Below are 24,138 nucleotides of genomic sequence, written 5' to 3' on the forward strand. Positions count from 1 at the left end.
CCCTTGCCCTGAGAAAGCGAAGCCGCGCCTGCGCTCACGGAGGAACGCAATGGACAATCTACCGCCCCCACCCCCCGCTCTGGTCGTGCAGCTGGACCCTGCCGACACCATCCGGCAGATGAACGGCACGCCCGTTTACCAGACCGGCACCTTGAACAGTCGAGTCGTCGGCGGGTGCTGGGACGACGGCGCCTACCCGGTCGGCTGGTCGCCTTCGCCGCTGGTGCCGGGCCTGGAAGGGTGCGCCCGGCCTGACCTGCGCACCGCTGCCGGGCAGCAGTGGCAAAGGCTGCTGGACGCCCGCCCCGTCAACACGCCCGAACGTCTGGTGGTGCACTGATGCCCCGCCCCATCCGCATCTGCCGCTACCGCAAAGGCGGTGACGGCAAGCCGAAGAAAGATTGCCCTCACTGCAAACAGAAGGCTGAGCAGCCCAAAGGGAAGGGTGAACGCTGATGAGCCAGAAGAAGCCCACGAAGAAACAGCAGCTTCAGGAACGCTGCCGTCAGCGCGGCATTGCTTTTACCCAGCGTGACACCATCGCTGACCTGGAAGCCAAGCTCGCCGGACGGTCCAGCGGCAGCCGCAGCGCGGCCCTGTCCCAGTCGGCGCCCACCGTGCGGATGCGTGTAGACCCGCGTGACCTGCAACCGGAGCAGCGGCGCCCCGGCAGCGCGGACATCTTGGCCGTCGCGCTGGTGATGTTCATGGCGGCTGTGGCGGCCATCGGCACCACCTGGGAAAAGGGCAGGAACCCCACCGGCACCGTGTCGCCCGTGCCCGTCGTCGCCCACGCCTGAGCCGCTGGACTGGCCCCTGCCGCTGGGTGGGGGCCGGACTTTTTAGGAGATGACCGAGATGACCGAACCCACGCCCGCGCAGGTCTTGGAGCAGCTTGAAGCCAATCTGAACCCGCTTGATGATGCACACGACATGGCGACGCACTACAGCGTGCCGATTGAGATTGCAGATGCCGCCGCCAACCTCATCCGCGCTCAAGTCGAGGCGCTGGTCGAGCGGGAGGCGCCGGAATACAGGGTCAGCAATTTCGGCAAGCGCGGCGAGGTGCTTTATCGCGGCGAGGGCGTACCTGGGCAACGCATCGTGCTGTGGCGAGTCTGGGAAGCGAATGGAGAATGTGGCTCCGTATTGCAGAGCGATGAGGAAGCTTTTGACTCACTCTGGCATCCCATTCCCACTCAGGAGGCCACGCCATGACCTTCCCCCCCAACGCCACCGCGCTGTACCGCGACAAGGCTGTCACCGTGTCCTGCTACACCCCGGAAGGGGTCCAGATCGAGAAGGACGGCGAGCTGCTGACCGTCATGGAGGCCGAGCTGACGCCACTGAGCGTTCCGGCCCCTCTTCCCAACCTTGCCGTACCGGTACGGCAGCCCCTCGCCATCCTGATCGCCAACAACGCGGGCGGCGTCGCCAAGACTTCGCTGGCCGTCGCCCTGGCACACCTGTTCGCCTCGTGGGGCCTACGTGTGGCCCTGCTTGATCTCGACCCGCAGGCGAACGCGACGACGTTCAGTGGGATTCTCCGTCCCATTGAAGCCGCCGAAACCTTTCACGCCCTCCTGACGCCTGACGCCGTACTGCCGGATTTCATTCGTGTGCATGGGTATGACCTGCTGCCTGCCAGCCCCGTGCTCCGCCAGACGGCCCGGGACATCGTGAAGGGCGACCGGCACAGCGCTCTGCTGACCCACATGCCCGCGTTGCGCGAACGTTACGACCTCATCCTGATGGACTGCGGTCCCAGCCTGGACGCCCTGGCGACGGCGGGTGGCCTCACTGCCGATTTCGTCATGACGCCGAGCAGCACGTCGGTCAAGGGCATTGACGGCTTTCAGGGCGCCGCAGGCTTCGTCGAGGAGCTGCGTCAACTCGGCAACCCCGACATTCGCACCTGCCTCTTCGTACCGACGCTGCACCGCAAGAACACGAAGGCCGAGCGGGAGGCTTACGCCGACATGGTGGCGGGGATTCCTGCCGAGCTGTTGGCGACCCCTATCCTGCGAGGTCAGAAGTGGGTGGACGCGGCGCGGGCCGGGCAACCCGTCACGGCGTTTGCCCCGAAGTCCACCGAGGCGCAGCAGGCCGAGCGGCTGGCCCGTGAGCTGCTGCGGGCCATCGGCTGGGATGACGAGGGCACGGCATGACTCGCCCGGACCGGTTGCAGCGCAGCATGGCGAGCGCCCTGGCAATGGCGACAGGGAACGCGGGCATCTTGGCCCCCCGGCCCCTTCCACTTTCGAGCATCAGGCCCGGCGAAGCCCAGCCCCGAACCTACTTTGATGAAGCGGCCCTGGAGCGACTGGCCGCAGACATCCGGCAACACGGCATCCTGCAACCGCTGCTGGTGCGCCCAGCCGGAGCGGGCTACGAACTGGTGGACGGCGAACGTCGCTGGCGGGCGGCGCAGCGGGCGGGTCTGACCGAGGCGCCTGCTCTGGTCCGTACCCTCACGCTGGAGCAGGCGCGGCTGGCGGCGCTGAGCACCGCGCTCAACCGCGAGGGGTTGACGCCCATCGAGCACGCCACCGCGAAATTGAGCCTCGCTGCCCTCGCCCTGGGCGTGGACGACCTCGACGCTGTGAAGCTCGAACTGGGCCGTCTTTCTCGCCCGACTGCCGACCCTGCCCGCCGTGAACAGGTGGACGCCGTGTTCGCCACGCTGGATGGCGAGAACCTGAAGTCGTTTGTGAAAACCAGCCTGCCGCTGCTGAGCTACCCGACAGAGTTGCAAGAGGCCATGCGCGGCGGCCTAGAAAAGACCAAGGCTCGGCTGATCAAGAACGCGCCAGAGGACGTGCGCCCACGCCTGCTGGACATGGCGATAGGTGGGGCCAGTCGCGCTGAACTGACCGAGGTCATCAGGGCGGCTCAGTCTCACGCGCAGCCCTCACAGGCCCAGCAGATCGGCAAGTTGCTCCTGTCTACCCGGGTGGACAAATTGAAGCCCGACGAGGCCGAAGCGCTGGCGACGTGGCTGGCGAGTGCGCCCAGGTTTGTGGCCTCTGCAGAGCCGTGAGTCTCCGTAGAGGCAATAAGGAGGCCTGCCCTGTGTAACCGACAGGGCAGGCCTCCTTATTGGGTTCACCATCTTCCTGACACCATCCGCCATCGGCTCGGTCAGGTCATGCCCGGACTGTTCATCAAGCAGGGTCTATAAAAAGGATGTGGCCACCGTTCCCCCCAGTTCACCAGCACCGAAACGAGATCCAGGCCAGCTCCGTCGTTTGCTGACCTACGCCCATCCTTACCGCTGGCTTTTCCTGCTGGGGGTCGGTGCCACCCTGCTCTCCAGTGGCCTGGGCCTGGTGTTTCCGAAGCTGTTCGGCACCCTCATCGACGCTTCTTTCCTGAAGGTCGGCAGCACCGACACGGGACCACTCGACCGCACCGTCCTGTCCTTGCTGGGCATCTTCGCGCTTTCGGCGCTGTTTTCTGCCGCGCAGTCCTATCTGCTTTCGCGCGTGGGGGCCAGTGTCGTGGCCGATCTGCGCCGCGCGCTGTTCGCCCACCTTCTGACCCTCTCCCCCCGCTTCTTCGGCGACCATAAGACCGGGGACCTCACCAGTCGCCTGACCTCGGACGTGTCCACGGTCCAGACCGTCACGAGTACGGCGCTGGCCCAACTTGTTTCGCAGTCCTTCACGCTCATCGGCTCGGTCGTCCTGCTGGTCATGACGAGTCCCCGCCTGAGCCTGCTCACGCTGGTCATCATCCCCTTCGTCATCGGCACCGCGTTCACCATCGGGGGCCGCATCCGCAAGGTGAGCCGCAGCGTTCAGGACGCTGTCGCTGCGGCGAATGCCGACGCCGAGGAAGCCATTAGTGGCATCCGGGTGGTGCAGAGCTTTACCGCCGAAGGTCTGGAAGCCCGCCGCTACGAGCGTGGGGTCAACTTGGCTTTCGGTGCGGCGCTCAGCCGGGCCAAGCTGCAAGCGCTGATGGCAGGCAGCATGAGTTTTCTGACCTTCGCAGCCCTCTCGCTGGTCCTGTGGTTCGGTGGCAGGCAGGTCATGAGCGGCGCGCTGACCCCTGGACAACTGGTCACCTTCCTTTTTTATGCCGTGCAGGTCGGGGGCACGGTGGCTGGTCTGACGGGCGTCTTCAATCAGGTGCAAGAAGCCCTGGGGGCGTCCAGCCGCATTTTCGAGCTGCTCGACGAGCGGCCCGACCTGCCTGCTCCCCTCAGCTCGCGCCAGCCGTCCGGGAGAACGGGGGCAGTCACTTTCCGGAACGTGTCGTTCCAGTACGGTTCGGCGCAAGTTCTGAAAGACATCGACTTTGATGTTCCAGGCGGTCAGGTCGTCGCCCTGGTGGGACCGAGTGGGGCGGGCAAAACCAGCCTGGTCAACCTCATTCCGCGCTTCTGGGACGTGTCGGCGGGTCAGGTCATGCTGGACGGTGTGGACGTGCGCGACTACGCCCTGAGTGATCTGAGACGGCAGGTGGGCCTCGTGCCCCAGGAGACGCTGTTGTTTTCGGGAACGGTGGCCGAGAACATCCTGTACGGTCGGCCCGACGCCTCACTGCAGGAAGTCGAGGCCGCCGCCCGCGCTGCCAATGCCCACACCTTCATCCAGGAATTTGCGGAGGGCTATGACACGGTGGTCGGCGAACGCGGGGTCAAGCTTTCGGGTGGGCAGCGGCAGCGCGTCGCCATTGCCCGCGCCATTCTGAAAAACCCCCGCATCCTGATTCTGGACGAGGCGACCAGTGCGCTCGACAACGAGTCCGAGGCCCTGGTGCAGGTGGCCCTGGAACGGCTGATGGTGGGGCGCACGACGTTCGTCATCGCCCACCGACTCAGCACGGTACGGAATGCCGACCGCATCCTGGTGCTCGACCGGGGGCAGGTCGTGCAAGACGGCACCCACGCAGCGCTGTACGCGATGCCTGGCCTTTACCGCGAGCTGTACGACCTACAGTTCCGGGCGCAGGAGGAAACGCAAAAAGCCCCAGCCGAAGCCGGGGCTTGAAAGAAACTGGAGCGGTCAGCGGCTGCCGAGACCGTCGAAGGTGTCGATGTTGAACTGCTCCCACTGCGCGCTGGGATCGAAAGCGTCCGTGGCGTTGGCGTCCCCTGCAGTGACGCCCGCCTTGCGGCGCAGGGTCTTGTCAATCGTGGTCACGCCGTTTGCCGTCCAGGCATTGCCAGGATCTAAACCAACCTGCCCGAAGGAGTCGATGATCGTCGTGCCCTTCTTGAGCACCAGCGCATCGTCGCCGTTGAAGTTGGTGACGCTGCTGACCGTTCCCAGAGCCTTAAGTGTCGCGCCTGCCTGACCGTTAACCAGCACAAGTGTGCCGCCCGCCGCCAGCGTGCCACTCAGCTTCTGCGTGTTGTTCGGCGTGGTGGCACCGTTGGCGTACAGCTCGACGCTGTAAGCCGAGAGATCGATGGTGTCGCTCGTGGGGTTGTACAACTCCAGCGCCTTGTTGTTGCTGCTCCCTTCAACGTACTCGCTGAAGATCAGGTCGCTCCCCGTGGGGGTAGGAGGCGTGGTGCCACCGCCCGTCCCCAACGTCACGGTGAGGTCGGTGCTGGCCTTCAGGCCGTTGTCGCCGGTGGTGGTGACCGTCACGGGGTAGGTGCCGGCTGGCGTGCCTTCGGGCGCGGTCACGCTGACCGTGAAGGTGCCGTTGGGGCTGACGGTGGTGGCCGAAGGGGTTACGGTTACCCCAGCAGGGGTGGTGATGGTCACCGTCAGGTCAGCGCCGCTGTAGTTCTGCGTGCTGGTCGTCAGGGTGCTGCTGACCGCCGCGCCGCCCGCCGTGACCGTGAGGGCCGCGGGGCTGGCCGTGAGCGTGGTCACCGGGTTGACCGGCGTGGTCCCAGCATCGGCGGTGAGGTTCAGGCCGACCAGCACAGGGTCGTGGTCAGAAGCGCGGAAGGGGTGCGAGGCGTCGAACAGGTCGATGCCGGTGCAGCTGGTGCTGGTGCAGCCGGGGGCATTCTTGAATTCGACGTTGTAGTCGGCAATGACCGGCTCGTCGCTGTTGACGTGCCACTCGGTGATGCCGGTGACCTGACCGCTCAGGTTCTGGCTGGCGAGCGCGTGGTCGAGGTAGCCGAACTGGCCGTTGAACTGGTAGCTGTAGCGGTCCTCGGCGGGGATGCGCAGGTTGAGGCTCTCGAAGCCGCCATTTTGCAGTGCCTTGATGGGGTCTTCTGCGCCGTAGGCGTTGAGGTCGCCGGTAATCAGGACGTCCTGGTCGCCGCTCTTTTGCTTGATGGTGCTGACGAAGTTCAGCAGGGCGTTGGCCTGATCGACGCGCTTGAGGTTCCAGCAGCCCTGGCCCTGGTCGGTGTCACCACTGGTGGGGCAGCTGCCCTTGCTCTTGAAGTGGTTGGCGACCACGCTGAACACGCCGTTCGTGGCCTTGTCGCGGAACGTCTGGGCCACAGGCGGGCGCGAGAAGACGCTGTTGTTGTCGATCATCGGCGCGCCGATGGGGGTGACTTTCGCCGGCTGGTAGATGATGGCGACCTTGATGGCGTCCGTGCCGACCTTGCCCGTCTTGACGGCGGCGTAGGTGCCGGCGCCCGCTTTCTCGTTCAGCGCCGCCACCAAGTCGTCCACAGCGGTGTCACCGTTGTTCTGAATTTCCATGAGGGTCAGAACGTCGGCGTTCAGCGTCACGAGGTTCGTCACCATCTTCGCGCGCTGCCGGGCCAGTTCCCCGGCATTGTTCGCCCCGCGGTCCGTGGTGCTGCCGTAGGTGGTGAAGTAGTTCAGGACGTTGGCACCGCCGACTTTCAGGCTGCCGCCGACGTCTTTCGGCAGAGCATTCGCCGCGCGGCTGTTGGCGGAAACAAAATTCACGGGGCCTTCCGGCTCCAGCATCGGCGTGTTGGCGATGGTGTGCCAGACCCCGCTCAGGCCAGTCACGGTGTCCCCGGTGCGGCGGGTGTTCTCGCTGCTCAGGAAGTTCAGCGTGCCCGGGTTCTGAGCAAGAATGCCGTCGTCGAGCGTGATGGTGCTCTGTCCGGTCTTGGCATTGCCGTTGGTGGGGTTAAAGACCCGGCCACCATTGGAGAGGTCGAGCTGACCGTAGCGCCCGTAGGTGTAGTTGTTGGTCACCGTCAGCATTTCAGGGAAGGTGACACGCATGCCCTCGTACTTTTCCTGCTGGGTCTTGTCCAGCGGCAGAGTCAGGCTCACGGCGGCGGGAGAGGGCACACCTGCCGACAGCACCGTCACGGCAGGGTTGGTTAGCTGGGTCGCGCCGTTGTACTCGCTCACGGTTCCCGTGACGCGAACGCGGCTGTTCGCGGCGATGGTCGGGCAGGAAGCGCCGCAGTACACGAAGACGCCGTTGGAGGTGTTGGCGTCCTTATCGGCGTCGATCCCCTCTTCCTGCACGAAAAAACCGCTCAGCCCGGGCAGGACGCTGGTCACCACACCCTCGACCGTGGCACTTTGGCTGTTCAGGGGGCTGGCCGCGTTGCCTGCCGGGGTGCTGCCCTGCACGCTGGCGATGTTGGTGAGGGCGACGGTGCCGGGGTTGTCGGCCACAGCGAAGACCAGGTTGAAGCGGAAGGGGTCTTCGGGGGTGAGTTCGCTTTTCTTCATGGGAACCCGGGCCGCGAAGTTGACGGTGATGGACGCGCCAGGGGCCAGGGCCTCCCCACGCCAGCCCCGGTGACTGATGCCCGGAAGCGTGGTGCCGCCCGGCAGAGCGACTTCCAGGGCGCCCGTGTCCAGGTTCTCGACCAGCGGCGTAGCGCTGGGGTCGATTTCAATGAGGCCGCCGCTGGTGCGGTGGGACTGCTCCACTTCCATCCCTGCCGGACTGACCGCGATGCCCGTGCTGGTCGTGACGTTCCGGAAGGGGGTTTCGCCATCGGTGGCGTGGCTTCCATCCGTATCGACAGGAATGAACACCGGCACCTGAATGGGCGTCGCCGAGGTGTTGGTAACCTTGAAGGTCGCGGTCATGTGCATGACCTGCTTGGCGGCGTCACCCACGTTGGACATGCTCTGGAAGGTGTATGTCAGTCCCTGAACTTCGCTGGCCTGCGCGCTCAGGCTCCCGGCCTGCCGAACGCTGGCCTGCGCCTGCTGGGTCCCCAGGCCGTTGATTTGCAGCTCATACAGCCCGAGTGCCCTGACCTTTTCCAACTTCTGTGTGCCCTGAGCGGGCGGGGTCGCAGGAGCTTGGGGCTGTGGCTGCTGTCCGCAGGCGCTGAGCGCCAGCACGCCGAGGACCAGCAGGGCTGTACTTTTGTGTTTCATCTTCATTCTTTCTCCGGGCAGGTGAGGGCAAGCAGCTGAACAGGGTGCAGAGCAGTCAGGAAAGGGAGTGGGGGCGTTCGCCCGCCCCCCCCGGTTCAGTACTGGCTGGACGGGCCGCCGGACTGGCCCAACCCGTACTGGTTGAAGCCCACCGAGGCAATGAGGGTGACGGCCTGCCAAGCGCCCAAGTCTTGAACGCGGGGCGCCTCATAGGGCTGCTTGTCAACGTCAGGGCGAGCGGCGGGCGTGAGTTGCTGGGCGGCAGGGGTGGTAGGCAGGTGCATAGAGAACCTCCGAGAGAAGAAAAGATGGAGTGAGGGCGTAGTCGCCTGAAGACCTGGAAAGAGCATGAGCCTATCGTTGGCCTGGGCAACGTAGTCCTCATTTGTCAACGGGGAGTCATTGACAGTGAGAACGGCGGTCATCCAGTACGCTGCAGAACATGTGGACGGCCAACCCCGACATCCTCGTGACCGACCTCGGTGATGAACTCGTACTTATGGACCCGCAGGGGAGCGTCATGTTCAGTCTCAATGCGGCTGGGCGCCTTCTGTGGCAAAGCCTCCCTGCCTCTGCCGACGCTCTCGCGCAGCGCCTCCAGGCGACTTACGGCCTCGATGCGGCCCAGGCGAGAGCTGACAGTCAGGCCGTGCTGGACGACCTCGCCGCTCGCCGCCTGGTGAAGCTGGCTTGAGCGCCTCGGACTGGTTTTCCCTGGGGGCGCGGGTCGTGGTGGAAGATCTCTCACCCGAACTGGTAGCGGTTCTGAAGAATTTCTGGGAGGACACCTGCGCCCTTCCGGACGACGGGCGCACTTTGACGCTGAGGGTAGGAGCACTCCTGCCAGTCCCGGCTGACGCCCAGGCCGAAACGCTGCCCCTCATGGAACAGACCGTTTCGCTGTGGCGAGCCGGCAACGAATTGTGGGTGCCGCAGCTCCTGCACCTGAAGGTTCAGCCTGGAGGAGCCCTTTTTACGCTTGCACCTGAGGCGTCAATTCAGCAGGAGTGGCCGCCTGCCCTGCTGGAAGCCTGGACCCTGTTTTTCACGGAGGCCCACCGGGCCGGGGGGTGGGTGCCCCTGCACGCGGCGGTCGTCAGTCATCAGGGCCGGGCGGTGGCTGTCAGCGGGGTCAGCGGAGCGGGCAAAAGTACCGCCACGCTCCGCCTGAGCGCCGACTACGCAGTGCTGGCCGAGGACCGGGCCTTCTGGCAGGCCAGCAGCGGGCGGGTGGCCGGACTTGACCACTGCCTGCGGCTGTTTCCTGAGAGTGTCGAGCGCTTTGCACCGCATCTCCAGGCACTGGCCGAGCGGACGCCGCGCGACGCCAAAGGAAAATACATGCTGCCTCTATCAGCGCTGACCGGTCCCTCTCAGCTGGCGGCTCTGCTCTGTTTCGCCCCGCCCGGCTCCGCACCTTTAGCCCTGAGCGCCGCCGAGCGTGTCCGGGCCGTCTGGGAAATGACAGGCTTTCCTCTGACCGCACTGGCAAGAGAAGAAGTGCAGCGGGGCATCGGCCGTCTTCTTCCTCTTCTCGCGCCGGAACCCATCACCAGGGAAACGGCAATCGAACGGGTCAAGGCTCTCCTGGGTAACTGAATACGACTTTGAAGTTCTGACGATTCTGAGGCTCACCGTAGAGTTCTAGAGTTCCCCGGTCGTCTTCTATCCAAGCGTGTGCCACGAATTCGGCTCCGTGCCGTCCGGCGCCACTGACGAACACCGCCGGGTGGCCTGCTCGGTACAGATTCCGGTAGGTGGCGTAGGCGCGTGGAACACAGACACCCCGTTTGCGTTGTCTCGGGTACAGGAGACGGGTCCACCAGCTCACCGCCGTGAGCCGGGCACTCAGCGCGCTGTACCCGAGTCGGCGTCGGACCGAAGCTGCCGACGGGGTCCACCGCGCCAGATGGGTGCGGGGATCACCCCCCTGCCGCACGGCCCACCACGCCGCCATGACGTCGAAGAGGGCAGGCAGAAGTTGGGGCCAGAGCCAACGCAGAAGCCGCCAACGCGCCGTCCAGAGGCCACGCTCTACTTTCAGGCCGTCCCCGGATAACCCCTGCGCGATGACAGGGGCGGTCTGCCTGACGTCGAGTTGAAGATGACCCTCTTCTGGAGAGCAGCAGCGCTGGAAGGCAGCCCAGGTCGCGCTTCCACCGACCTCTGAGGCGTGTCGCCGCAGCGTTTCCGAGCTGAGCCGGTGATTCTGGCAGAGCACCTGCAGGTCGAGGTAATCCGCTGGCTTGAGTCCTCCGCTGTCTCCGCCCCAGCACCGGCCCAGGGCAATGTTGACCACGGCCGCATCCAGGGGCGCGGGACGGTAGACACTGATGCCCTCCCAGTCGACCTGGGAAGCACGCTGCCAGATGTCCGAGGTCAGCTTCCGTGCTTTTGTGGGCGTGACTCCAACACTCTGCGCAACGACCCAGCGGTGGACGTCAATTCGCACGTGCCCCCCCGGACTGAACAGGTGCATGCTCTCATGTGTCCAGCGTTCCGGGTGGGCGTAAAGGCCATCGATACGCCAGCCGTAAGCCAGGGCGATATGGGCGGCCCGGGCCACCATTTCAGGTGCCTCCGGAAGAAGGAGGTCCACGTCGCCGTAGAAGCGCTCACCCGGCGTGGCGTACTCGAATTCAGCCAGAGCGAACCCCTTAAACAAGAGCGCCGGAATCCCCTCGCGTGCCCAGGCTGCCAGCAGGGGACGCAACTCGGCACGGATGTGGGCGTGACGCAGCGCCAAGTCCACGGCCTGCTTTCGCAAAGGGCTACGCAGAGGATGGGACTCAGGCAATCGGGCACGCACCGCCCCGCCCAGGCTCGCCGACAGAATGTGCGGAACACCAGCAGCGTTAAGTTGTGCCGGAGAAGTGAGGACTTGTGCCAGCACAGCAGGATCAGGAAAGTTAGGGCTCACTTTCCCGCCATCATGGCGTTTCGTTGTCAGGCTTTCATTCGGCGTTGTCGCCGAAATGGTCAGCCAGCCGGAAACAGGCGCCGGAACCCCATCTCCACGAGCTGCTCAGCGAACGCCGAGTCCAGCAGCATGGTCAGCCACGCGGCAGAGGGCGGCGCATACTCGCGCACCAGCGTCTGCACGATGGTCAGGACGATGCGGGCACGGGGTTTACCGGTCAGTAGGGGCTTGAGTTCCTGCGCGGCTTTCACGGTGGTGTCAATCAGGCTGGTGACCTCGCCCCACGTCGCGCCGTCGCGGAGTTGCTGAGCTTTGGCCTTGAGCGCGGGCGCGTGCTTGGCGAGCCAGGGCGAGAGGTCAGCGGCGGTCACGGTGCCGTCGGTGCGGGTCGAGGTGCCGAGGGCGAGCAGGGCGGTGAGGAGTTGCTGTTGCATGTCGGACTCCTGAACAGGGCGCGGCCCCTACGCGATGGCAGGGGCCGGAAGAGGGTGGGTTGGGGAGCGCGGCGCGGGGCCACGCGGCGGGCCTTACTTGGGCGGCGTCGGGGGAATGGCCGGGCCGATGGGCGCACGCTCCAGCACCAGGTCTCCGTTGCGGCGCAGGTAGACCTTCAGGCCCTGGTGCGTCCAGGGACCACCGGGCGAGGCGTAAACCCGCCGGAGCTGGGCGATCAGCTCATCGTTGACCAGCACCCCGCCGTACTTCGCGGGCTTGCCGTTCCAGGGCACCGGCTCCCCACCGCCCGCAGGCACGAGCAGCACCCCACCCGCAGGCGGCGGCACGGGCAGCGCCTTGAGCCACCGCCGCAGCGCGTTCACCCGGCGCATCCACCCCTTCATGAACACCTGCTGCGACGGGTTGCGCCGGACAATCCCCCGGTAAAACTGCTCGCGGGCGTCGCAGGCGGCCAGGGCCAGTTGCAGCGGCGTGCCGCCGGGTGCGAGCTGGTGCGCCCGCCAGAGCATCCACGTCGCGCCGTTTTCGTTCCCGTTCTCGTCGAAGGGCTTGCCGTCGCCCACGCCGTGATTCACGCTCATGTCGTAGATGGCGGCGCTCAGGGGCCAGGGCAGCGTGGCGGCGAGCGGACGCCAGTACCACGCCTCGTAGAGCGGCTTCACGTCGGCAGGCGTCAGGGCCTTCATGGGCTTGGGCGGGATACCGCACGCCTTGCACCATTTCAGCCAGTTGGCCTTCGTCACGCCGAGGTTGGTCTCACCGCCTGGATCGGCGGGGTGGTGGATATATCCCCCCTCCCAGAGCGCGGTGAAAGCGTGGGCCTTCTCAAAGTCAGACATCCGTACTCCTTCCAGCAAAAACCCCCACCGGGTCAGGTGGGGGGCAGAGGCTCATCGGGGAGCGGTGGGAACGGGCCAGCGGGCGCAGGGGTGCTCAAGGCCGGGGGCGACTGCGGCTCGGGCGGCCAGACGGTGCGCGGCTCCACGTTGCCGATCAGTTCCAGATACTCCACCCGGACGCGGGCCTGATCGCGCTGGTAACGCATTGAGTGGACCAGATCGAGCGCCCGCTCCAGCTCGTTTTCCATCTGTTCCATGCTCGCGCTCAGGGTTTTGACCTGGGTTCCGAGCAGAGCGATCTTCGCGGCGAGGTCGGTTTCCCGCTGCTGACCGACTTTGCCCCCCCGCACCTCGCGTACCAACATGGCGAGGCCGTAAAACACGGCGATGATGATGGCGGCAGGCCCGCCCTTCGTGACGAGGCCGATCAGTTGCGATACGTCCACGTCACCCACGTCCCTTCTCCCCTCGGGGGCTGAATTCCCCCGTGCCCGCCAGCCACCGCAGCCAGCGCGGTGGATGCTCGACGAGGCGTCGCCACCAGCGCCACTCGCTTTGCCAGTAGACGGCGGTGCGGGCGAACAGGATGCCGCTCACGCAGGCGAGCACGGTGTAGGTGGTCACGCCGCTCGCCACCCCCACCCCGGCACCAAAGGCCCCCGCCACCGCCAGCAGGTACATCCCGCACAGCGCGTGCGCCAGCATCCGCCAGCCGGAGAAACGCGGCGTGAACAGCAGCAGCAGCGCGATGGTCAGCGCGGCCCACCCCCACCACGCCCAGGGCATGAGGTCGTCGAACGCCTGATAGCTCGGATAGAGCAGCGGCAGGTACGGACGGTGATAGACCCCGAACGCGAACCACAGCAGGATCGCCGCCAGGATGTTGGTCGGGTTGAGCGGGTCCCAGCGGGAGAACATGGTGCGCTCGGGCATCAGCGGACCTCCAACCGCTGGTAGGTGCGGTCATCGAGGGTGTAACGCAGGCGATGGGTGAACAGCCAGACGCGCTGCACCTCGCCCACAGGGATGACGTTCGGGTCCCCGATCACCGAGCCAGTGCGCGTGTTTTCCTTGCGGACCTTCACGGGCTTTTTACAGCCTGGCGCGGCGCGGACGACCGCCTGATAACCGACGCCCACCACGCGGTCCCGGAAGGCGATGGGCGTGCAGTAGCGGGCGGTGGGTGGAGAGAGGGTGACCGGGGCGGCGAGGGCAGCCAGGAACGCCACCAGGGTCAGCACGGCGAGGAAGGATCGTTTGGGCACATGGGCCTCCGCTCCGGCAAAGAAAGGCCCCCAGCACGCCGGGGAGGGCTGGGGGGACGGAAGAGGCCTGCTTACCTGGGCGCGATGACGGGCAGCACCTCGGCGGTGACGACGTACTCGATGTCCTGGTCGCTGGGTACGCCACCGTCGAGGCCCGCCAGGATGGTGGGGTTGGTCAGCATCACGCCCATCACGCGGTTGCTGTCCACCGCGCCCTGCGCGGAGAGGACGTTGCTGGCCCAGACGCGGCGCTCCGGGCTGGTGTCGGGGCTGCGGACGGCGGCGCCCGCAATGCGGACAAGCTGCGCTTCAACGAGGGGCTTGAGCGGGCTGCCGTTCAGGTGGTTGGCAAGGGTGGAGAGTGTGGTCATGGTTCAAGGCTCCTTTCAGATGAGAGGGGGCGCAGGGTTGTAGGGGGCGGGGCCGCCAGTGTTGATCTGATAGCCCCAGAGGAGGATGCCGCTGGTGCCGTCGCCGGGGGTGTTCGTGCTCCCAGCGGCGTCAACGAAGTACACCCTGGCGCTCATGCCTCCAGCGGTCTCGGTATTGACTTCGGTGATGCTGACGCGATACCAGCCGTCGGGCAGCGTCTCGACACGGCAGGCGCGGGGGCGTCTGTAGTCACCCGCAGGCGGCATCGTGTATGTTCCGGTCAAGAGGTCAAGGTCAAGATAGTGATCCGCGTAGTACCACTCAAAGCTTATTCGGACGTAGCGCCAGCCTGCGGATTTCACGAACACCGAAAAGGTGTACGGGCTGCCCTGCGGGATGGTGGGGATGTTGCCCGGCGCAAACGCTGCGATGAGATGCACTTTAGCGTCCGTGTTCGCGGTGATTTTGACCGCCGTGTTCGTGCCGTCCGGGGCGATGCCTGCGTTGGCGCGGGGGGAGTCTGTCAGCGCCTCGGCGTACCAGCGAAACCCCCGTGCGCCCACAGGAGCAAGATTTGCCACCCGGCGCTTGACCAGTGCGGCGTGCATTACAGCGCCACCGATTGCACGGCCACCGTCGCATCACTGGTCTGGTTGACAGGCGCACTCGGCAGGCCCGAGCGCAGGCGCAGCCAGTTGACCGCCAGTAACGGCCCCGGCGTGATGAACACGGCTCGGTTCGCCGCCGCCTTGAGGGTGTAGGGCGTGCCGTACTCGTCGTAGAGGTCGCTCCACGTCACGCCGTCCGCGCTGAGCTGCACGGTAAGGTCCGCCGCCGTCCAGCTCACGCCGATGGTCAGGCGAATCAGGCTGCGGCCCGTCAGGTTGGTGCTGCCGCTCAGACTGCCGTTCGCCGGAATGGTCAGGACGCTACGGGTGCTGACCGGCGGCGTGACCGAGGTGTTCAGGGTGCCTTGCAGCGCCGTGAGCACCTGCGCGAGCGTGGCCTGGGTCGCTGCCCCGGCTGGAAGCTGCGTCTTGATCCCGTCGCCCTGGGCCTGCGAAGCCAGGATGAATGTGTTCCCGTTGGCGGCCAGCATGTGCGTGTTCGTGCTTTCGGCCAGGAAGCGCAGGGCTTCCAGCTTGCCGATTACGTTCTGGTCGTTCACGCCGAGGGCATTGAGCAGTGCTTCGAGGTCATCCGTGTTGGCGCTCAGCAGGGAGAGTAACCCTTCCAGGCCATCGGTGTAGGTGCCGATGTTGGTGAGTAGGTCACGGTTGGTGGCCGCGAGGGCTTCAAGGGTGTCCGTATTACCAAGCAGCGGGGCAAGAGCCTGCACCGCGTCGCGCACCTGTTGCAGCGTGACCTCACGCGCCGAGTCGGTGTCGGCGCTTCCGGTGCCGCCCGCACTCCCGCCTGCCAGCACAACGGGCAGCGGGTCGTCAGACGTGACTGGCACGGCCATGTGCGGATCGTCCTTGCTGCGCGTGGTGAGCAGCACCGCCTGCCCCCTGAACAGATTTTCAAGACTGCGCTTCAGATTCATGCCTCACCTCGCGCCCAGGGCAAAGGTCAGCCCCCAGCCGGGGCGCAGGCGGCTGGGGGCAGAAGGAAAGGCGGTTATTGAGGCAGGCCGGGTGAGAGAGGCACAGAAAACGACTGCCCATCTGCGGATGCGGTGCTGAAGACCAGGACGTGCAGGTAGGGGCTCCCCGACGCAGGCCAGACCACTTCCACCCGGCGCGGCGGCGTATAACTCGCGTCAAACTCGGTGAAATTGCTCAGCGGGTCGGTCGGCGCCGGGACCACGCGCAGCCCCTCCCAGGGCAGCTCACACAGCGCAGCGGCGAGGCGAAACGGCACCGCCGAGGCGTCCGGGCGCCAGGCGTTGAGCCGCACCCCTGTAGGCGCCACCGAAGCCTCACTGAACAAGGTGAGCGGCGCTTGATCGGCGAAGGTGAGCACCACCGCGCCGTCCGTCAGCAACATCGGCTCCGGCAGGGCATAGACGGTCGAGAGCTGGGGCGTGCCCTGCCCGTCTACGCGGCGCGGGAGCAGGGCGGCTTCGTACTCTGCGAGCACGCTTTCTTGGCCGCTCGCGCCCAGCACGCTCAGCCCCGTCAGTGTCACGTCGCCCGCGATGGCGACCGCCGCGAGGTTGAGCGTTCGCCGTTGCCACGTGATCTGCGCCCCGCGCAAATCGGCCGGGCCTGTTGTCGGCGTGCCCTGCGGGGCAATAACCACAGTTGGTGTTGGGTCGGCGCTGGCCGCAGCCCCGCCGCCGCTGGCGCCGCCACTGCCGAGCGCGTCTACGCGCCCTTTCAACTGCTCGAACATTGCCTTTGTCGGATACGGTCCTGCAACCATACTCAGCTCTCCTTGACGGTCTGGTAGCCGTCTGCGTCGGCGGTGGCCGTTGCGTTCGTGATGGTTTGGTAGCCCTCGGCGTCGAGCGTGATCTCGGCCCCCTCGATGGTCTGATACCCGTCGAGATCAGTCGAGACAACGAAAGCCGGCGTCGTGCCCGTCCCGTCGGGCGGCAGATCGGCGACTGGCGCGAGCATCAGGAGTGTGGTGAGCGTGGGCTGCGGGTCGCTGCGCCGCAGCCGTAAGGTCTGCCCGGCCGTGAGCAGATGCGGGTAGCTCAGCGCCGCCCAGCCAGCGCCCTCGGCGACTTCTACGGTGGCTGCCGGGCCGACCAAGCCCAGCGCCAGGTATTGATCGAGGCCGCCCAGGTCTGCCGTGACTGGCAGGACCGCGCCCTCCGGCGGCGTGGCCCCGAAAAGGATGGGGTTGGGGATGAGAATGCGATTCATAGGTACCTCAACTGTCGTTGCCGCTCGCCCGCTCACCGAGACCGATGCGGGCGAGCAGCAAGCGGGAGAGCGGCGCCGAGCAGCGCAGGATCAGGGACGCCTCCCGAACGGTGCCGTAGGGGGCGCCCCAGGTCGCAAGATAGGGTTGCCAACCCCGCGCCCCAGCCGAGCGACCGAGCGGCCGGAGCAGGACCGGGGCGCCTTCCACCGTCAGCGTCGGCGGGGCCCCACCGACCTTCAGGCGCAGCAACAGGGCGGCCTGCATGTCGTGGCCGGTATCGCCGCTCGGCAAGGCTTCCCCGGCCCAGGTCACGCGCAGCAGGCCCCGGACGCTCGTGCGGTCGTTGAGCGCCTCGAGCTGCTCGGCCGGGGGGGAGAGCGGCGGCTTGGCGAGCGCGGCCAGCGCCGCCGGATCAGCGACCCAGGTGCCGCCCGCCCACCGCTCCACCGTGGCCGGCACATGCCAGGGCGGTTGTTGCTTGCCTTCGATGATCTTGAGGGGCTCCTCGTAGACCGGTATCCGGCCCGTCGTTGCCAGCGTCACACCCAGCGGGGGCAGGAGGCGGGCCGGGGGCCCCAGCGGCTTTGGGAGGGCCGGCGGCTTCGGGCGCTTCGGGCGGGACCGGGGGCGGGCGGGCCATTCTCGGGTCGTCAGGTCGCGCCATGCGTCCCAGAGGATGACGGCGCGGGCCTCGTCGTCGCCGGTGACCGCCCAGCCCCACTGCGGCGGCCATGCGTTCGCGCCCAAGCCCACAGGTGAGAACTGCCGGAAGGCGCCCGGCTCGCACTTCAGGACTTTGGCCTCGAAGTCTTTCCTGGAACACTCCTCGCGCCGTCCGTCCGGCCAGATTCCTGTCACAGTGTCGCCCTGCTCGTGCAGGATCAGCGCCCGGCCCTCGGGCGAGCCTTCCGGCGGGCTGATCCCGGTCCAGGTGCCGCCGCTGAGCGTGTGCCCGTACGCGGTGAGCTTGCCTCCGTCGTCGGCCAACCAGACGACCTCTTGCCCCGACGTCTGCCATGTGCGGTCTGTCCAGGGCAGTGGGGGTTCGGGCTGGGTTTCACGCGGCATGGAGTTGAGCCATGTGCAGGTGTAGAGCCCCCACGGGTAAGGGTCGCCGGTCTGCCGAATCTGCAGGACGACGCCGGACTGCCAAAGGTCCGATTCGGGCACCGGCGTCTGCGGGACTTCGCCGCTCTCAAGCACCTCGCGCTGCCGCCCGATCGTCCAGTAGCGGGCGCCGCCCTCGCTGAGCGGTCTCTCCTCGCGGTAGACCTGCAACTCGCGCACGTCGCCCATCGGGTTTTGGGCACCGTCTTCCTCGCGCAGCCACCCCCGCGTAATAGGGCCGCGCCGCTCGATGACAGCCTCCTCCCCCTGTGACGGCAGCACCGGCCAGCCACCCCCCACCAGGCGCTCCTGCCAGCGAGCACCAATGGCGTCGAAGGCGTCCCATTGCTGCCCAGTGACGAGAAGCAGGTGGCGCGGCAGGAGCGGATGCCACGCACTCAGCACCAGACGCCCGGCCTCGTCCCGCGTGGTGCGGTAGCGAATGGCAGGAAGCTGGAGTGGGACACTGGCACCCGGCTCCGGTACCGGAATGCCGGGCAGCTCCCCGAATGGCGAGAGGCTCTCTGGCGTGGCCTGAATATCGCCTCGTGGATGGTAGACCCCTGCCTGCCCGTAGGGGTCAAGGGCATAAGCAAAGGGGGCCGGATACAGAGTGCGTCGCACGATGCTGACCGTGAGAGCGCCCTGCGCTGCCCTCAGCCGCGTCGGAGCGTCAGGAAGCGGAAGGTTCATACCGTCTGCACGCTGATAAGCACGCGGGAAGAAGTCTTTAGGGACCGGCAGGGTGGCGGTCGCGCCGACCGATTCGTGGGTCAGCAAGCGCGGCGGGCGAGGCGGCTCAGGCGCAACGCTGGGAATCGCGCCGGCACCCCAAGCTCCAGGCCGCTGCGGGGTGTCGTAGGAGGGGGGAAGGGGCACGAAGGCGGGCGGCAGCGTCTCACCCCCTCTCGGCTGGTGCTGCGGCGTCTGGACAATCAGGCCGGGCCGGTCGTCTACCAGCACGTCCTGGCCAGGTCGGGGAGCTGACCCCCCAGGACGCCGGAACACGCGCCCATCGCGCAGCACCACCTGCTCGGGCAGCACCCGGTCTACCACCCCCCGGTAAAACTCTGGGCCGCGCGGCCCCCGGCAGGGTTCGCAGAGGCGCCCACAGAGGCAGTCGCCGCCGCACCCGCCCCGGAGAAAGCGCAGCACGGTTGAGGCTGGACCCGGGCTTAGTGCCATGAGGCCACCACCCAGCCGTTCCCCGGATTGACGATCAGCACATCGGCGCCTCGGCGCGGCGCCAGGCCGGACGCCCGCGCGGTGATCTCCTTGCCGTCGGCCAGCACCACCACCCGTTTGTCAGGCAGGCTGCGCAACACCCGGCCTGTTCTCTGCTCTGTGTTCATGCTCACCTCGTTTCAGTCACGACGGTCATCTCAAATTGCCCGGCGCTGCCGCTGGCGCTCGCGCTCACCGCTTGGTCAAGACTCGGCGGTGTCGTTGGCAACAGGTATTGCCGGGTGATCCGGATGCGGGGGCCGTAGGCCTGCGCCAGCATGTCGGCGTACCGGGCCAGGCCCGCCGCCGTGCGGACCCAGGGAATGCTGCTGCTCACCGTCGAACCACTGCTGTTGAGCGGGCCGCCCCCTGGAGTTTTGCTGTATTTCGGCTTGCGGTCCTTTTCCGGGTCCGGCGGCAGCTTCGGCTCGTCCGGTTCTGGTCTGCCGCTGGTATCGCCACTGCCCTCGGGAGCGGTGGGCGGGTCGTCGGGTCCCGCAGGTGGCTCCCGGGGCGGATCGTCCGGATCACCATCGGTTCTGGTGTCCGGCCCCTCGTCGCCCGGCGTGGGCCCCGGCGCCCGAACCTCGAACCAGGGCTCGTCGAGGGGGTAGCGCCGCAGGGCCGGGCTGCTGGTGTTGCGCGGCAGTGGTGGCACCTCCGCTTTCTTTTCGGGGTCCTCCTTTTTCCGGGGCTGCGTGGCCTGTGGGGGAGCATCCTCCGACACAGCGGTTTCCCCTTCCAGGGGCCTGACCATCGTTTCGAGATGGGTCCACTCCCCCGGCGTGGGTCTGCCATCTTCCAGGGGGCCGGGCACATAGGTGGGCGTCAGGGCTGCCAGGGTGCCGGAGCGCTGGTACAGCCACAGGCCACCCCCGACCGGCAGCCACGTTTCCACCATGTACTCGGCGTGCGAGCCGACCCGCCGCGCCACGATCTCGCCCTCGTCGTTTTCCTCTCCGATGACCCAGGCGGCCTTGAGCTTCTCGGTGGTGCGCCGGGCCAGCCACCCCTGAGGACTCCATTCCTGATGCACGCGCGTTCGCTCGCTGCCCGACTCCTGCCCCTTCCGCTGCGGAGAACGGTCATACATCACCGTCTCGGTCACGCTGGCGGTCAGAGTCTCAGGCCAGTCAGGGATTTCGTAGAAGTTTTTCGTCGTCGTCCGGCTGAACGGCAGCCACACGGATTTCGACGGGTCGAGGGTGGCCTCGTCGGTGTCGCGCTCCACCAGAGCCACCCGGCCTTCCTGCTGCTGCTCGGTGGCGATGACCCGCCCGGCCTGTTTCCAGACCGTCGTGGACTCCGCAAAGTTGTCGGTGCGGCGGCTGGTGGTGATGGCCGTGGTGGGATTGCGCTCGAAGGCGTCCACCTCGGGGTCCGGCTCGGGCTGTGGCGGCGCGTCGGCGGTGACCTCGTAGGCCATAGGTGACCAACCACCGGCGCCAACCTCATTCAGCCCACGCACCCGCACGGCGTAGCGGGTGGCGTATTCCCCCTGGACGGTCGTGTGCAAGCGTTCTTTCCCTTTGTCCTCACCCTCTTTCGGGGGGTCACGCGGCACCGGCTCTGGGCTGAACTCGGCCACCAACCGCCAGGAAAACTGGGCCTCCGGCATTCCAACGGGGGCCTTCGCGCACTCTACCCGGTAGCGGATTGCACCCGACGCTGCGTCCCAGGTCGCCTCGATGGTCGTGGCGTTCCGGCCCGTCTTCGGCTCCTTCTCCGCCTCGAGCCTCACCTCTCCGACCGGCGCGGGCGGCAGGTTGATGAGTTGCGCGTCGAGCACCACTTCCTCGCCCGCATGAGCGCCATTGCGGGAGCGCACACTCACGGCCACCCTCGCTCCGACTGGCAGGCCGTCGAGCAGCACCCAGCTCTGCCAGACGAGCACCTTTTTCAGCAGCACTTTGTCCGAGGCCCGGCGCACTTCCACGTCGTAGCGGTCCGCAGCGGGCTTGCGCGGGGGCGGCTGATCGAGCGGGTCTGCTTTGGGCGGTGTCCACTTGACCCCCACCGCCGTTTCCGAGCGGTAGTAGGCCGTCAGGTCCGTCACCGGACCAGGCGCCCCCTCGGCGTCGGCGGGCGGCGTCGTCACCTGGACGATCTCGCTCGGCTGCCAGATGACGTTCTGCTTCCCGTTCTCGAAGGCCACGGCGTTGACCCGCAGCCGGTAGGCGTAGGTCCGCATGGGCAGCGCCGTGTCGTCGGTCCAGCGGGTGGCGGTGGTGTTGGCGACCTGGGACCACATCGTCCACGCCCTGTCGGTGCCCTCGATGCGTTCGAGGATGTACTGGGAGGCGGTGGGCACGCTCGCCCACGACAGCGGCACAGCGGTGGCCGCCACCTCCCCGACCTCCGGCGTGGGACTGATGCCCTCGGCAAAGCCGCTGCCCCCCTCGTCCTTGCGCTCATCGGGGTCGGGGCTGTTGACGCGGCTGTCGGGGTCGTTCTTTTTGCGCTCGTCGTCTTTTTTGCGGGGGTCGTCCGGGTCGTCGCCGGAAGAATCGTCCAGATCGTCCGCCGCCGTGCCGCCCGTCAGTTCGAGGGTGGGGGTGTCCAGCGTGATCCGCTCCTGCCGTTCGCTGCCGATGGGCACGGGCAGGAGCAGGTCCCCGGTCGGTCCCGGTGGGCGAATGACGAGCACCCCGCCTTCCCAGCCCGCCTGAATCCCGACCTTGCCCCAGATGTCGTTCACGATTTCCTGCGCCGTTTTGCCGAAAGTGGTGTAGCTGGGGCCATCGCCATGCGCCCGGAAATCGTAGCCGGGGAAGGGCGGGGCCGCCAGCAGCCGGTGGGGCACCGTTGCCAGCGCCTCCATGACGACCTGATCCACGGGCATCCGGCGCCAGTCGGTGCGGGCGCTGCTGCGCTGGGCCACGGGCACCTTCGCCAGACGCTCGGCGCGTTCGGTGGCCGCCCGGGCGTCCTTTTCCGACTGCCGCTCCCAGGGCACGAGTTCGGGGAGCTTGTCTCCCTTGACCAGCACCCCGTCGCTGCCGTGCAGCACGGTCGTCTGCCCGCTCGCGTCCCGGCTCCACTCCCACTCGGGCAGGGTGCCCGCCACGCTGAACGCGCCGCCGTAGCTTCCGGCGCTGGCCGTCACGGCAGGCACGGCGCTCCCGCGGGCGTCCCCGATGACCGTCACGTCCATGCGGGCGCCCTGACCGCGCTCGACCGACCAGGTGAAGGACTCCACCGGCAGCCCGCCCGCGCTCATGGCGAGGTCGAACACGCCGCCGGATTGGGTGGCGCCGGGCAGGAAGATCGGCGTGACGGGCGTGCCGTCCGGGTGGACCGCCTGCGCCGTAAACCCTGGCACCACGCCCGTCAGGTAGGTGTCGAGGCGAACGAACGGCTCGGGCACCCGCCCGCTGAGCATCTGCGAGAGTTCGAGAAAGCCCCCCACGCGCCCGGTCAGCACCTCGGTGAGTTCCAGAGCAATTTCACTGGCAGGGACATCGGAGGCCTGAAACAGCAGCAGCAGGGGCATGGGTCACCTCCTCGGGGTCAGACCAGGGCACGAATCGAGATGAACGCCGACCACGTCCCGGGTTCGGCCTCGGCGGGGACCGCACGCGAATACTCCACACGCAGGCTCTCGCCGGGGGCCAGTCCGGGCGCGGTGTACGTCTGGCCGGGGGTCAGGGGCTGCCCGCCCACGTTGACCTGCACGCCGGGCACGTCGTCTTTCAACGTGAACTGCACGCCGCTGAACGGCTGATCGCCCGTGTTTTTCAGCAGCCGCACGACGCTGGCCGCACTGCCGGGTTTGACCTCGCCCAGGTCGAGACCTGTGGCGACGGCACCAGATTCCAGATACCAACCGGCTCGGTACATCAGCTGCCTCCCTGCGGAATGTAGACGGTGAAATTGCAGCCCCGGTAGGCCGGGTGACCCACACTGGGGAAGCTGGGCGGCTCCTCGAACACGCAGCCACCGTAGCTGCCCGCGCCGTCGTAGCCGGTCAGCGAGAAGGTGAACGGCCCGTCGCCGAGCGCGGCGATGGCTGCCGCGTCGGCTGCCGTGATGACGTGGTTGTCGCTGGTCGAAACGGTGATTTTCTTGCTCCCCGGCAGGGGACTGCGGGTGGCGACGATGCGCCCCTCGATGGTGAGCCGCTCGCCAACCGCCCGCCCCCCGCCTGAGACGGTCACGCCGGAAGGGGGCGGCAGAACGCTGAGTTCCACCCCCCCGATGTTCATGCTGTACATGGGTGTACCCCTAAATTAAAGAACCCCGCCGAAGCGAGGCAAGGATTACTAAACTGGCGGACTGAATCTATCTGGGGCGAACTCCCAGGGCATCTTGTTGTTCTTTCTTAAGTTGCAGTCTGAGCAGGCAATGGCAATATTTTCTGGGTCATGGGTTCCACCGCGAGAAATGGGAATGATGTGCTCCACGTGCCAACAGCCTGCTCGCCCCCGCCCAACCTTCTTCTGGCAGTAGTAGCAGCAGCCCCCTTGGTCTATAAATTTCTGGTGCAGTAGGAATCCGGTGATTTCTCCTGGCACCGCCTGCCGTCTTGCTCGGTAATTTTCCGACACGACCCGTGCATCCAGCGGATTATTCGCTCGCCACCTACGCGCCCGCTCTCTCGCACGCTCTGGGTTGTTGGAGGTCCAACGCTCACCATTTGCCTTTATCTTCGCCTTGTTTTCGGGTTTGGAGCGCCAAGTTCTATGCCGCGCGTCAACCGCCTCTGCGTTGCGTTCACGGTAGCCCCCGTCCTGTTTTCTGAGGCAGGTCTTGCAGCGCCGACGAAAACCAGATGGGGTGCTCGCTTGCCGCCTCCAAAACTCGACCGTAAGTGGCTTTTCCTCACCACATACAACGCATGTCATACTCTCCATGCAAATCACCTCCGATGTGATTGCCAT

27 protein-coding genes are annotated in these 24,138 nt (G+C 66.8%); 8 read left to right on the plus strand and 19 right to left on the minus strand.

What is annotated here, in order from left to right; all coding sequences use genetic code 11:
• Positions 1 to 49 precede the first annotated feature (49 nt).
• The 6 genes from G6R31_RS04780 to G6R31_RS04805 all read left to right on the plus strand — a co-directional run bounded on the left by G6R31_RS04780 (position 50) and on the right by G6R31_RS04805 (position 4,997).
• The gene (locus G6R31_RS04780) at positions 50 to 340 is read left to right on the plus strand and encodes a hypothetical protein (protein ID WP_017869156.1); all 291 of its coding nucleotides are present in this window, start codon (positions 50 to 52) and stop codon (positions 338 to 340) included.
• Between the two features lie 115 nt (positions 341 to 455).
• On the plus strand, positions 456 to 800 hold the full coding sequence (locus G6R31_RS16760) for a hypothetical protein (RefSeq protein WP_017869157.1): 345 nt from the start codon (positions 456 to 458) through the stop codon (positions 798 to 800).
• 58 nt (positions 801 to 858) lie between these two features.
• A complete protein-coding gene (locus G6R31_RS04790) occupies positions 859 to 1,218 on the plus strand; it encodes a hypothetical protein (protein ID WP_152423426.1) in 360 nt (119 codons plus the stop codon).
• Positions 1,215 to 2,168 carry a ParA family protein gene (locus G6R31_RS04795; protein WP_017869159.1) on the plus strand — a complete coding sequence of 318 codons (954 nt, stop codon included), beginning with the start codon at positions 1,215 to 1,217 and terminating at the stop codon, positions 2,166 to 2,168. The genes G6R31_RS04790 and G6R31_RS04795 overlap by 4 nt, the downstream gene beginning before the upstream one ends.
• Positions 2,165 to 3,040 (plus strand): ParB/RepB/Spo0J family partition protein, encoded by an 876-nt coding sequence (locus G6R31_RS04800; RefSeq protein WP_025566546.1) that lies wholly within the window; start codon positions 2,165 to 2,167, stop codon positions 3,038 to 3,040. Before G6R31_RS04795 ends, G6R31_RS04800 begins: the two co-directional genes overlap by 4 nt.
• Positions 3,041 to 3,248: 208 nt before the next feature.
• A complete protein-coding gene (locus tag G6R31_RS04805) occupies positions 3,249 to 4,997 on the plus strand; it encodes an ABC transporter ATP-binding protein (RefSeq protein ID WP_017869161.1) in 1,749 nt (582 codons plus the stop codon).
• A 15-nt stretch (positions 4,998 to 5,012) separates the two neighbouring features.
• On the opposite strand, the gene G6R31_RS04810 is transcribed toward G6R31_RS04805, so the two are convergent.
• Positions 5,013 to 8,264, minus strand: coding sequence for an ExeM/NucH family extracellular endonuclease (locus G6R31_RS04810; RefSeq protein WP_017869162.1), 3,252 nt, complete (start codon positions 8,262 to 8,264; stop codon positions 5,013 to 5,015).
• A gap of 89 nt (positions 8,265 to 8,353) precedes the next feature.
• On the minus strand, positions 8,354 to 8,542 hold the full coding sequence (locus G6R31_RS04815) for a hypothetical protein (protein WP_152423427.1): 189 nt from the start codon (positions 8,540 to 8,542) through the stop codon (positions 8,354 to 8,356).
• A gap of 158 nt (positions 8,543 to 8,700) precedes the next feature.
• Here G6R31_RS04815 and G6R31_RS04820 point away from each other — a divergent pair, with 158 nt between their 5' ends.
• Both G6R31_RS04820 and G6R31_RS04825 read left to right on the plus strand, forming a co-directional pair.
• Entirely contained in the window at positions 8,701 to 8,952 is a 252-nt protein-coding gene (locus G6R31_RS04820) for a PqqD family protein (protein ID WP_017869164.1), read from the plus strand.
• Positions 8,949 to 9,857 carry a hypothetical protein gene (locus tag G6R31_RS04825; RefSeq protein WP_017869165.1) on the plus strand — a complete coding sequence of 303 codons (909 nt, stop codon included), beginning with the start codon at positions 8,949 to 8,951 and terminating at the stop codon, positions 9,855 to 9,857. The genes G6R31_RS04820 and G6R31_RS04825 overlap by 4 nt, the downstream gene beginning before the upstream one ends.
• Here the strand turns inward: G6R31_RS04825 and G6R31_RS04830 are convergent.
• From G6R31_RS04830 to G6R31_RS17145, 17 genes are all read right to left on the minus strand, one after another.
• Positions 9,835 to 11,178 (minus strand): lasso peptide biosynthesis B2 protein, encoded by a 1,344-nt coding sequence (locus G6R31_RS04830; protein ID WP_026138657.1) that lies wholly within the window; start codon positions 11,176 to 11,178, stop codon positions 9,835 to 9,837. The genes G6R31_RS04825 and G6R31_RS04830 overlap by 23 nt on opposite strands.
• A 59-nt stretch (positions 11,179 to 11,237) precedes the next feature.
• The gene (locus tag G6R31_RS04835; protein ID WP_017869167.1) at positions 11,238 to 11,612 is read right to left on the minus strand and encodes a hypothetical protein; all 375 of its coding nucleotides are present in this window, start codon (positions 11,610 to 11,612) and stop codon (positions 11,238 to 11,240) included.
• A 93-nt stretch (positions 11,613 to 11,705) separates the two neighbouring features.
• On the minus strand, positions 11,706 to 12,473 hold the full coding sequence (locus G6R31_RS04840) for a glycoside hydrolase family 108 protein (RefSeq protein WP_017869168.1): 768 nt from the start codon (positions 12,471 to 12,473) through the stop codon (positions 11,706 to 11,708).
• Positions 12,474 to 12,505: 32 nt separating this feature from the next.
• Complete coding sequence (locus G6R31_RS04845) at positions 12,506 to 12,928, minus strand: hypothetical protein (protein ID WP_017869169.1); 423 nt, start codon at positions 12,926 to 12,928, stop codon at positions 12,506 to 12,508.
• Entirely contained in the window at positions 12,921 to 13,406 is a 486-nt protein-coding gene (locus G6R31_RS04850) for a hypothetical protein (RefSeq protein ID WP_017869170.1), read from the minus strand. Before G6R31_RS04850 ends, G6R31_RS04845 begins: the two co-directional genes overlap by 8 nt.
• Positions 13,406 to 13,738, minus strand: coding sequence for a hypothetical protein (locus tag G6R31_RS04855; RefSeq protein WP_152423428.1), 333 nt, complete (start codon positions 13,736 to 13,738; stop codon positions 13,406 to 13,408). The genes G6R31_RS04850 and G6R31_RS04855 overlap by 1 nt, the downstream gene beginning before the upstream one ends.
• Before the next feature lie 71 nt (positions 13,739 to 13,809).
• The gene (locus G6R31_RS04860) at positions 13,810 to 14,109 is read right to left on the minus strand and encodes a hypothetical protein (RefSeq protein ID WP_017869172.1); all 300 of its coding nucleotides are present in this window, start codon (positions 14,107 to 14,109) and stop codon (positions 13,810 to 13,812) included.
• Positions 14,110 to 14,124: 15 nt separating this feature from the next.
• Positions 14,125 to 14,718, minus strand: a complete 594-nt coding sequence (locus G6R31_RS04865) for a phage head spike fiber domain-containing protein (protein WP_017869173.1) — start codon at positions 14,716 to 14,718, stop codon at positions 14,125 to 14,127.
• Positions 14,718 to 15,656, minus strand: a complete 939-nt coding sequence (locus tag G6R31_RS04870) for a hypothetical protein (RefSeq protein ID WP_017869174.1) — start codon at positions 15,654 to 15,656, stop codon at positions 14,718 to 14,720. Before G6R31_RS04870 ends, G6R31_RS04865 begins: the two co-directional genes overlap by 1 nt.
• Before the next feature lie 74 nt (positions 15,657 to 15,730).
• Positions 15,731 to 16,477 carry a hypothetical protein gene (locus G6R31_RS04875; RefSeq protein WP_164993963.1) on the minus strand — a complete coding sequence of 249 codons (747 nt, stop codon included), beginning with the start codon at positions 16,475 to 16,477 and terminating at the stop codon, positions 15,731 to 15,733.
• Between the two features lie 2 nt (positions 16,478 to 16,479).
• Entirely contained in the window at positions 16,480 to 16,926 is a 447-nt protein-coding gene (locus G6R31_RS04880; protein ID WP_017869176.1) for a hypothetical protein, read from the minus strand.
• Positions 16,927 to 16,933: 7 nt separating this feature from the next.
• Positions 16,934 to 19,189: a hypothetical protein gene (locus G6R31_RS04885; protein ID WP_152423430.1), complete on the minus strand. Its 2,256-nt coding sequence runs from the start codon at positions 19,187 to 19,189 to the stop codon at positions 16,934 to 16,936.
• A gap of 20 nt (positions 19,190 to 19,209) precedes the next feature.
• Positions 19,210 to 19,386: a hypothetical protein gene (locus G6R31_RS04890; protein WP_164993964.1), complete on the minus strand. Its 177-nt coding sequence runs from the start codon at positions 19,384 to 19,386 to the stop codon at positions 19,210 to 19,212.
• Positions 19,387 to 19,388: 2 nt separating this feature from the next.
• On the minus strand, positions 19,389 to 22,751 hold the full coding sequence (locus G6R31_RS04895) for a fibronectin type III domain-containing protein (protein ID WP_025566552.1): 3,363 nt from the start codon (positions 22,749 to 22,751) through the stop codon (positions 19,389 to 19,391).
• A gap of 17 nt (positions 22,752 to 22,768) precedes the next feature.
• Positions 22,769 to 23,098 (minus strand): hypothetical protein, encoded by a 330-nt coding sequence (locus G6R31_RS04900; protein ID WP_017869179.1) that lies wholly within the window; start codon positions 23,096 to 23,098, stop codon positions 22,769 to 22,771.
• Complete coding sequence (locus tag G6R31_RS04905) at positions 23,098 to 23,472, minus strand: hypothetical protein (protein WP_017869180.1); 375 nt, start codon at positions 23,470 to 23,472, stop codon at positions 23,098 to 23,100. The genes G6R31_RS04900 and G6R31_RS04905 overlap by 1 nt, the downstream gene beginning before the upstream one ends.
• Before the next feature lie 48 nt (positions 23,473 to 23,520).
• Positions 23,521 to 24,138 (minus strand): HNH endonuclease, encoded by a 618-nt coding sequence (locus G6R31_RS17145; protein ID WP_081608173.1) that lies wholly within the window; start codon positions 24,136 to 24,138, stop codon positions 23,521 to 23,523.

Origin of the sequence: Deinococcus wulumuqiensis R12 (assembly GCF_011067105.1) — a bacterium.
GTDB lineage: Bacteria > Deinococcota > Deinococci > Deinococcales > Deinococcaceae > Deinococcus > Deinococcus wulumuqiensis.

What these genes read in the sequence shown, in the direction of transcription:
- G6R31_RS04780 (WP_017869156.1), top strand. Translation starts at nt 50, where the DNA reads ATGGACAATCTACCGCCCCCACCCCCCGCTCTGGTCGTGCAGCTGGAC.
- G6R31_RS16760 (WP_017869157.1), top strand. Translation starts at nt 456, where the DNA reads ATGAGCCAGAAGAAGCCCACGAAGAAACAGCAGCTTCAGGAACGCTGC.
- G6R31_RS04790 (WP_152423426.1), top strand. Translation starts at nt 859, where the DNA reads ATGACCGAACCCACGCCCGCGCAGGTCTTGGAGCAGCTTGAAGCCAAT.
- G6R31_RS04795 (WP_017869159.1), top strand. Translation starts at nt 1,215, where the DNA reads ATGACCTTCCCCCCCAACGCCACCGCGCTGTACCGCGACAAGGCTGTC.
- G6R31_RS04800 (WP_025566546.1), top strand. Translation starts at nt 2,165, where the DNA reads ATGACTCGCCCGGACCGGTTGCAGCGCAGCATGGCGAGCGCCCTGGCA.
- G6R31_RS04810 (WP_017869162.1), bottom strand. Translation starts at nt 8,264, where the DNA reads ATGAAGATGAAACACAAAAGTACAGCCCTGCTGGTCCTCGGCGTGCTG.
- G6R31_RS04815 (WP_152423427.1), bottom strand. Translation starts at nt 8,542, where the DNA reads ATGCACCTGCCTACCACCCCTGCCGCCCAGCAACTCACGCCCGCCGCT.
- G6R31_RS04820 (WP_017869164.1), top strand. Translation starts at nt 8,701, where the DNA reads ATGTGGACGGCCAACCCCGACATCCTCGTGACCGACCTCGGTGATGAA.
- G6R31_RS04835 (WP_017869167.1), bottom strand. Translation starts at nt 11,612, where the DNA reads ATGCAACAGCAACTCCTCACCGCCCTGCTCGCCCTCGGCACCTCGACC.
- G6R31_RS04840 (WP_017869168.1), bottom strand. Translation starts at nt 12,473, where the DNA reads ATGTCTGACTTTGAGAAGGCCCACGCTTTCACCGCGCTCTGGGAGGGG.
- G6R31_RS04850 (WP_017869170.1), bottom strand. Translation starts at nt 13,406, where the DNA reads ATGCCCGAGCGCACCATGTTCTCCCGCTGGGACCCGCTCAACCCGACC.
- G6R31_RS04860 (WP_017869172.1), bottom strand. Translation starts at nt 14,109, where the DNA reads ATGACCACACTCTCCACCCTTGCCAACCACCTGAACGGCAGCCCGCTC.
- G6R31_RS04865 (WP_017869173.1), bottom strand. Translation starts at nt 14,718, where the DNA reads ATGCACGCCGCACTGGTCAAGCGCCGGGTGGCAAATCTTGCTCCTGTG.
- G6R31_RS04870 (WP_017869174.1), bottom strand. Translation starts at nt 15,656, where the DNA reads ATGAATCTGAAGCGCAGTCTTGAAAATCTGTTCAGGGGGCAGGCGGTG.
- G6R31_RS04875 (WP_164993963.1), bottom strand. Translation starts at nt 16,477, where the DNA reads ATGGTTGCAGGACCGTATCCGACAAAGGCAATGTTCGAGCAGTTGAAA.
- G6R31_RS04880 (WP_017869176.1), bottom strand. Translation starts at nt 16,926, where the DNA reads ATGAATCGCATTCTCATCCCCAACCCCATCCTTTTCGGGGCCACGCCG.
- G6R31_RS04890 (WP_164993964.1), bottom strand. Translation starts at nt 19,386, where the DNA reads ATGAACACAGAGCAGAGAACAGGCCGGGTGTTGCGCAGCCTGCCTGAC.
- G6R31_RS04895 (WP_025566552.1), bottom strand. Translation starts at nt 22,751, where the DNA reads ATGCCCCTGCTGCTGCTGTTTCAGGCCTCCGATGTCCCTGCCAGTGAA.
- G6R31_RS04900 (WP_017869179.1), bottom strand. Translation starts at nt 23,098, where the DNA reads ATGTACCGAGCCGGTTGGTATCTGGAATCTGGTGCCGTCGCCACAGGT.
- G6R31_RS04905 (WP_017869180.1), bottom strand. Translation starts at nt 23,472, where the DNA reads ATGTACAGCATGAACATCGGGGGGGTGGAACTCAGCGTTCTGCCGCCC.
- G6R31_RS17145 (WP_081608173.1), bottom strand. Translation starts at nt 24,138, where the DNA reads ATGGCAATCACATCGGAGGTGATTTGCATGGAGAGTATGACATGCGTT.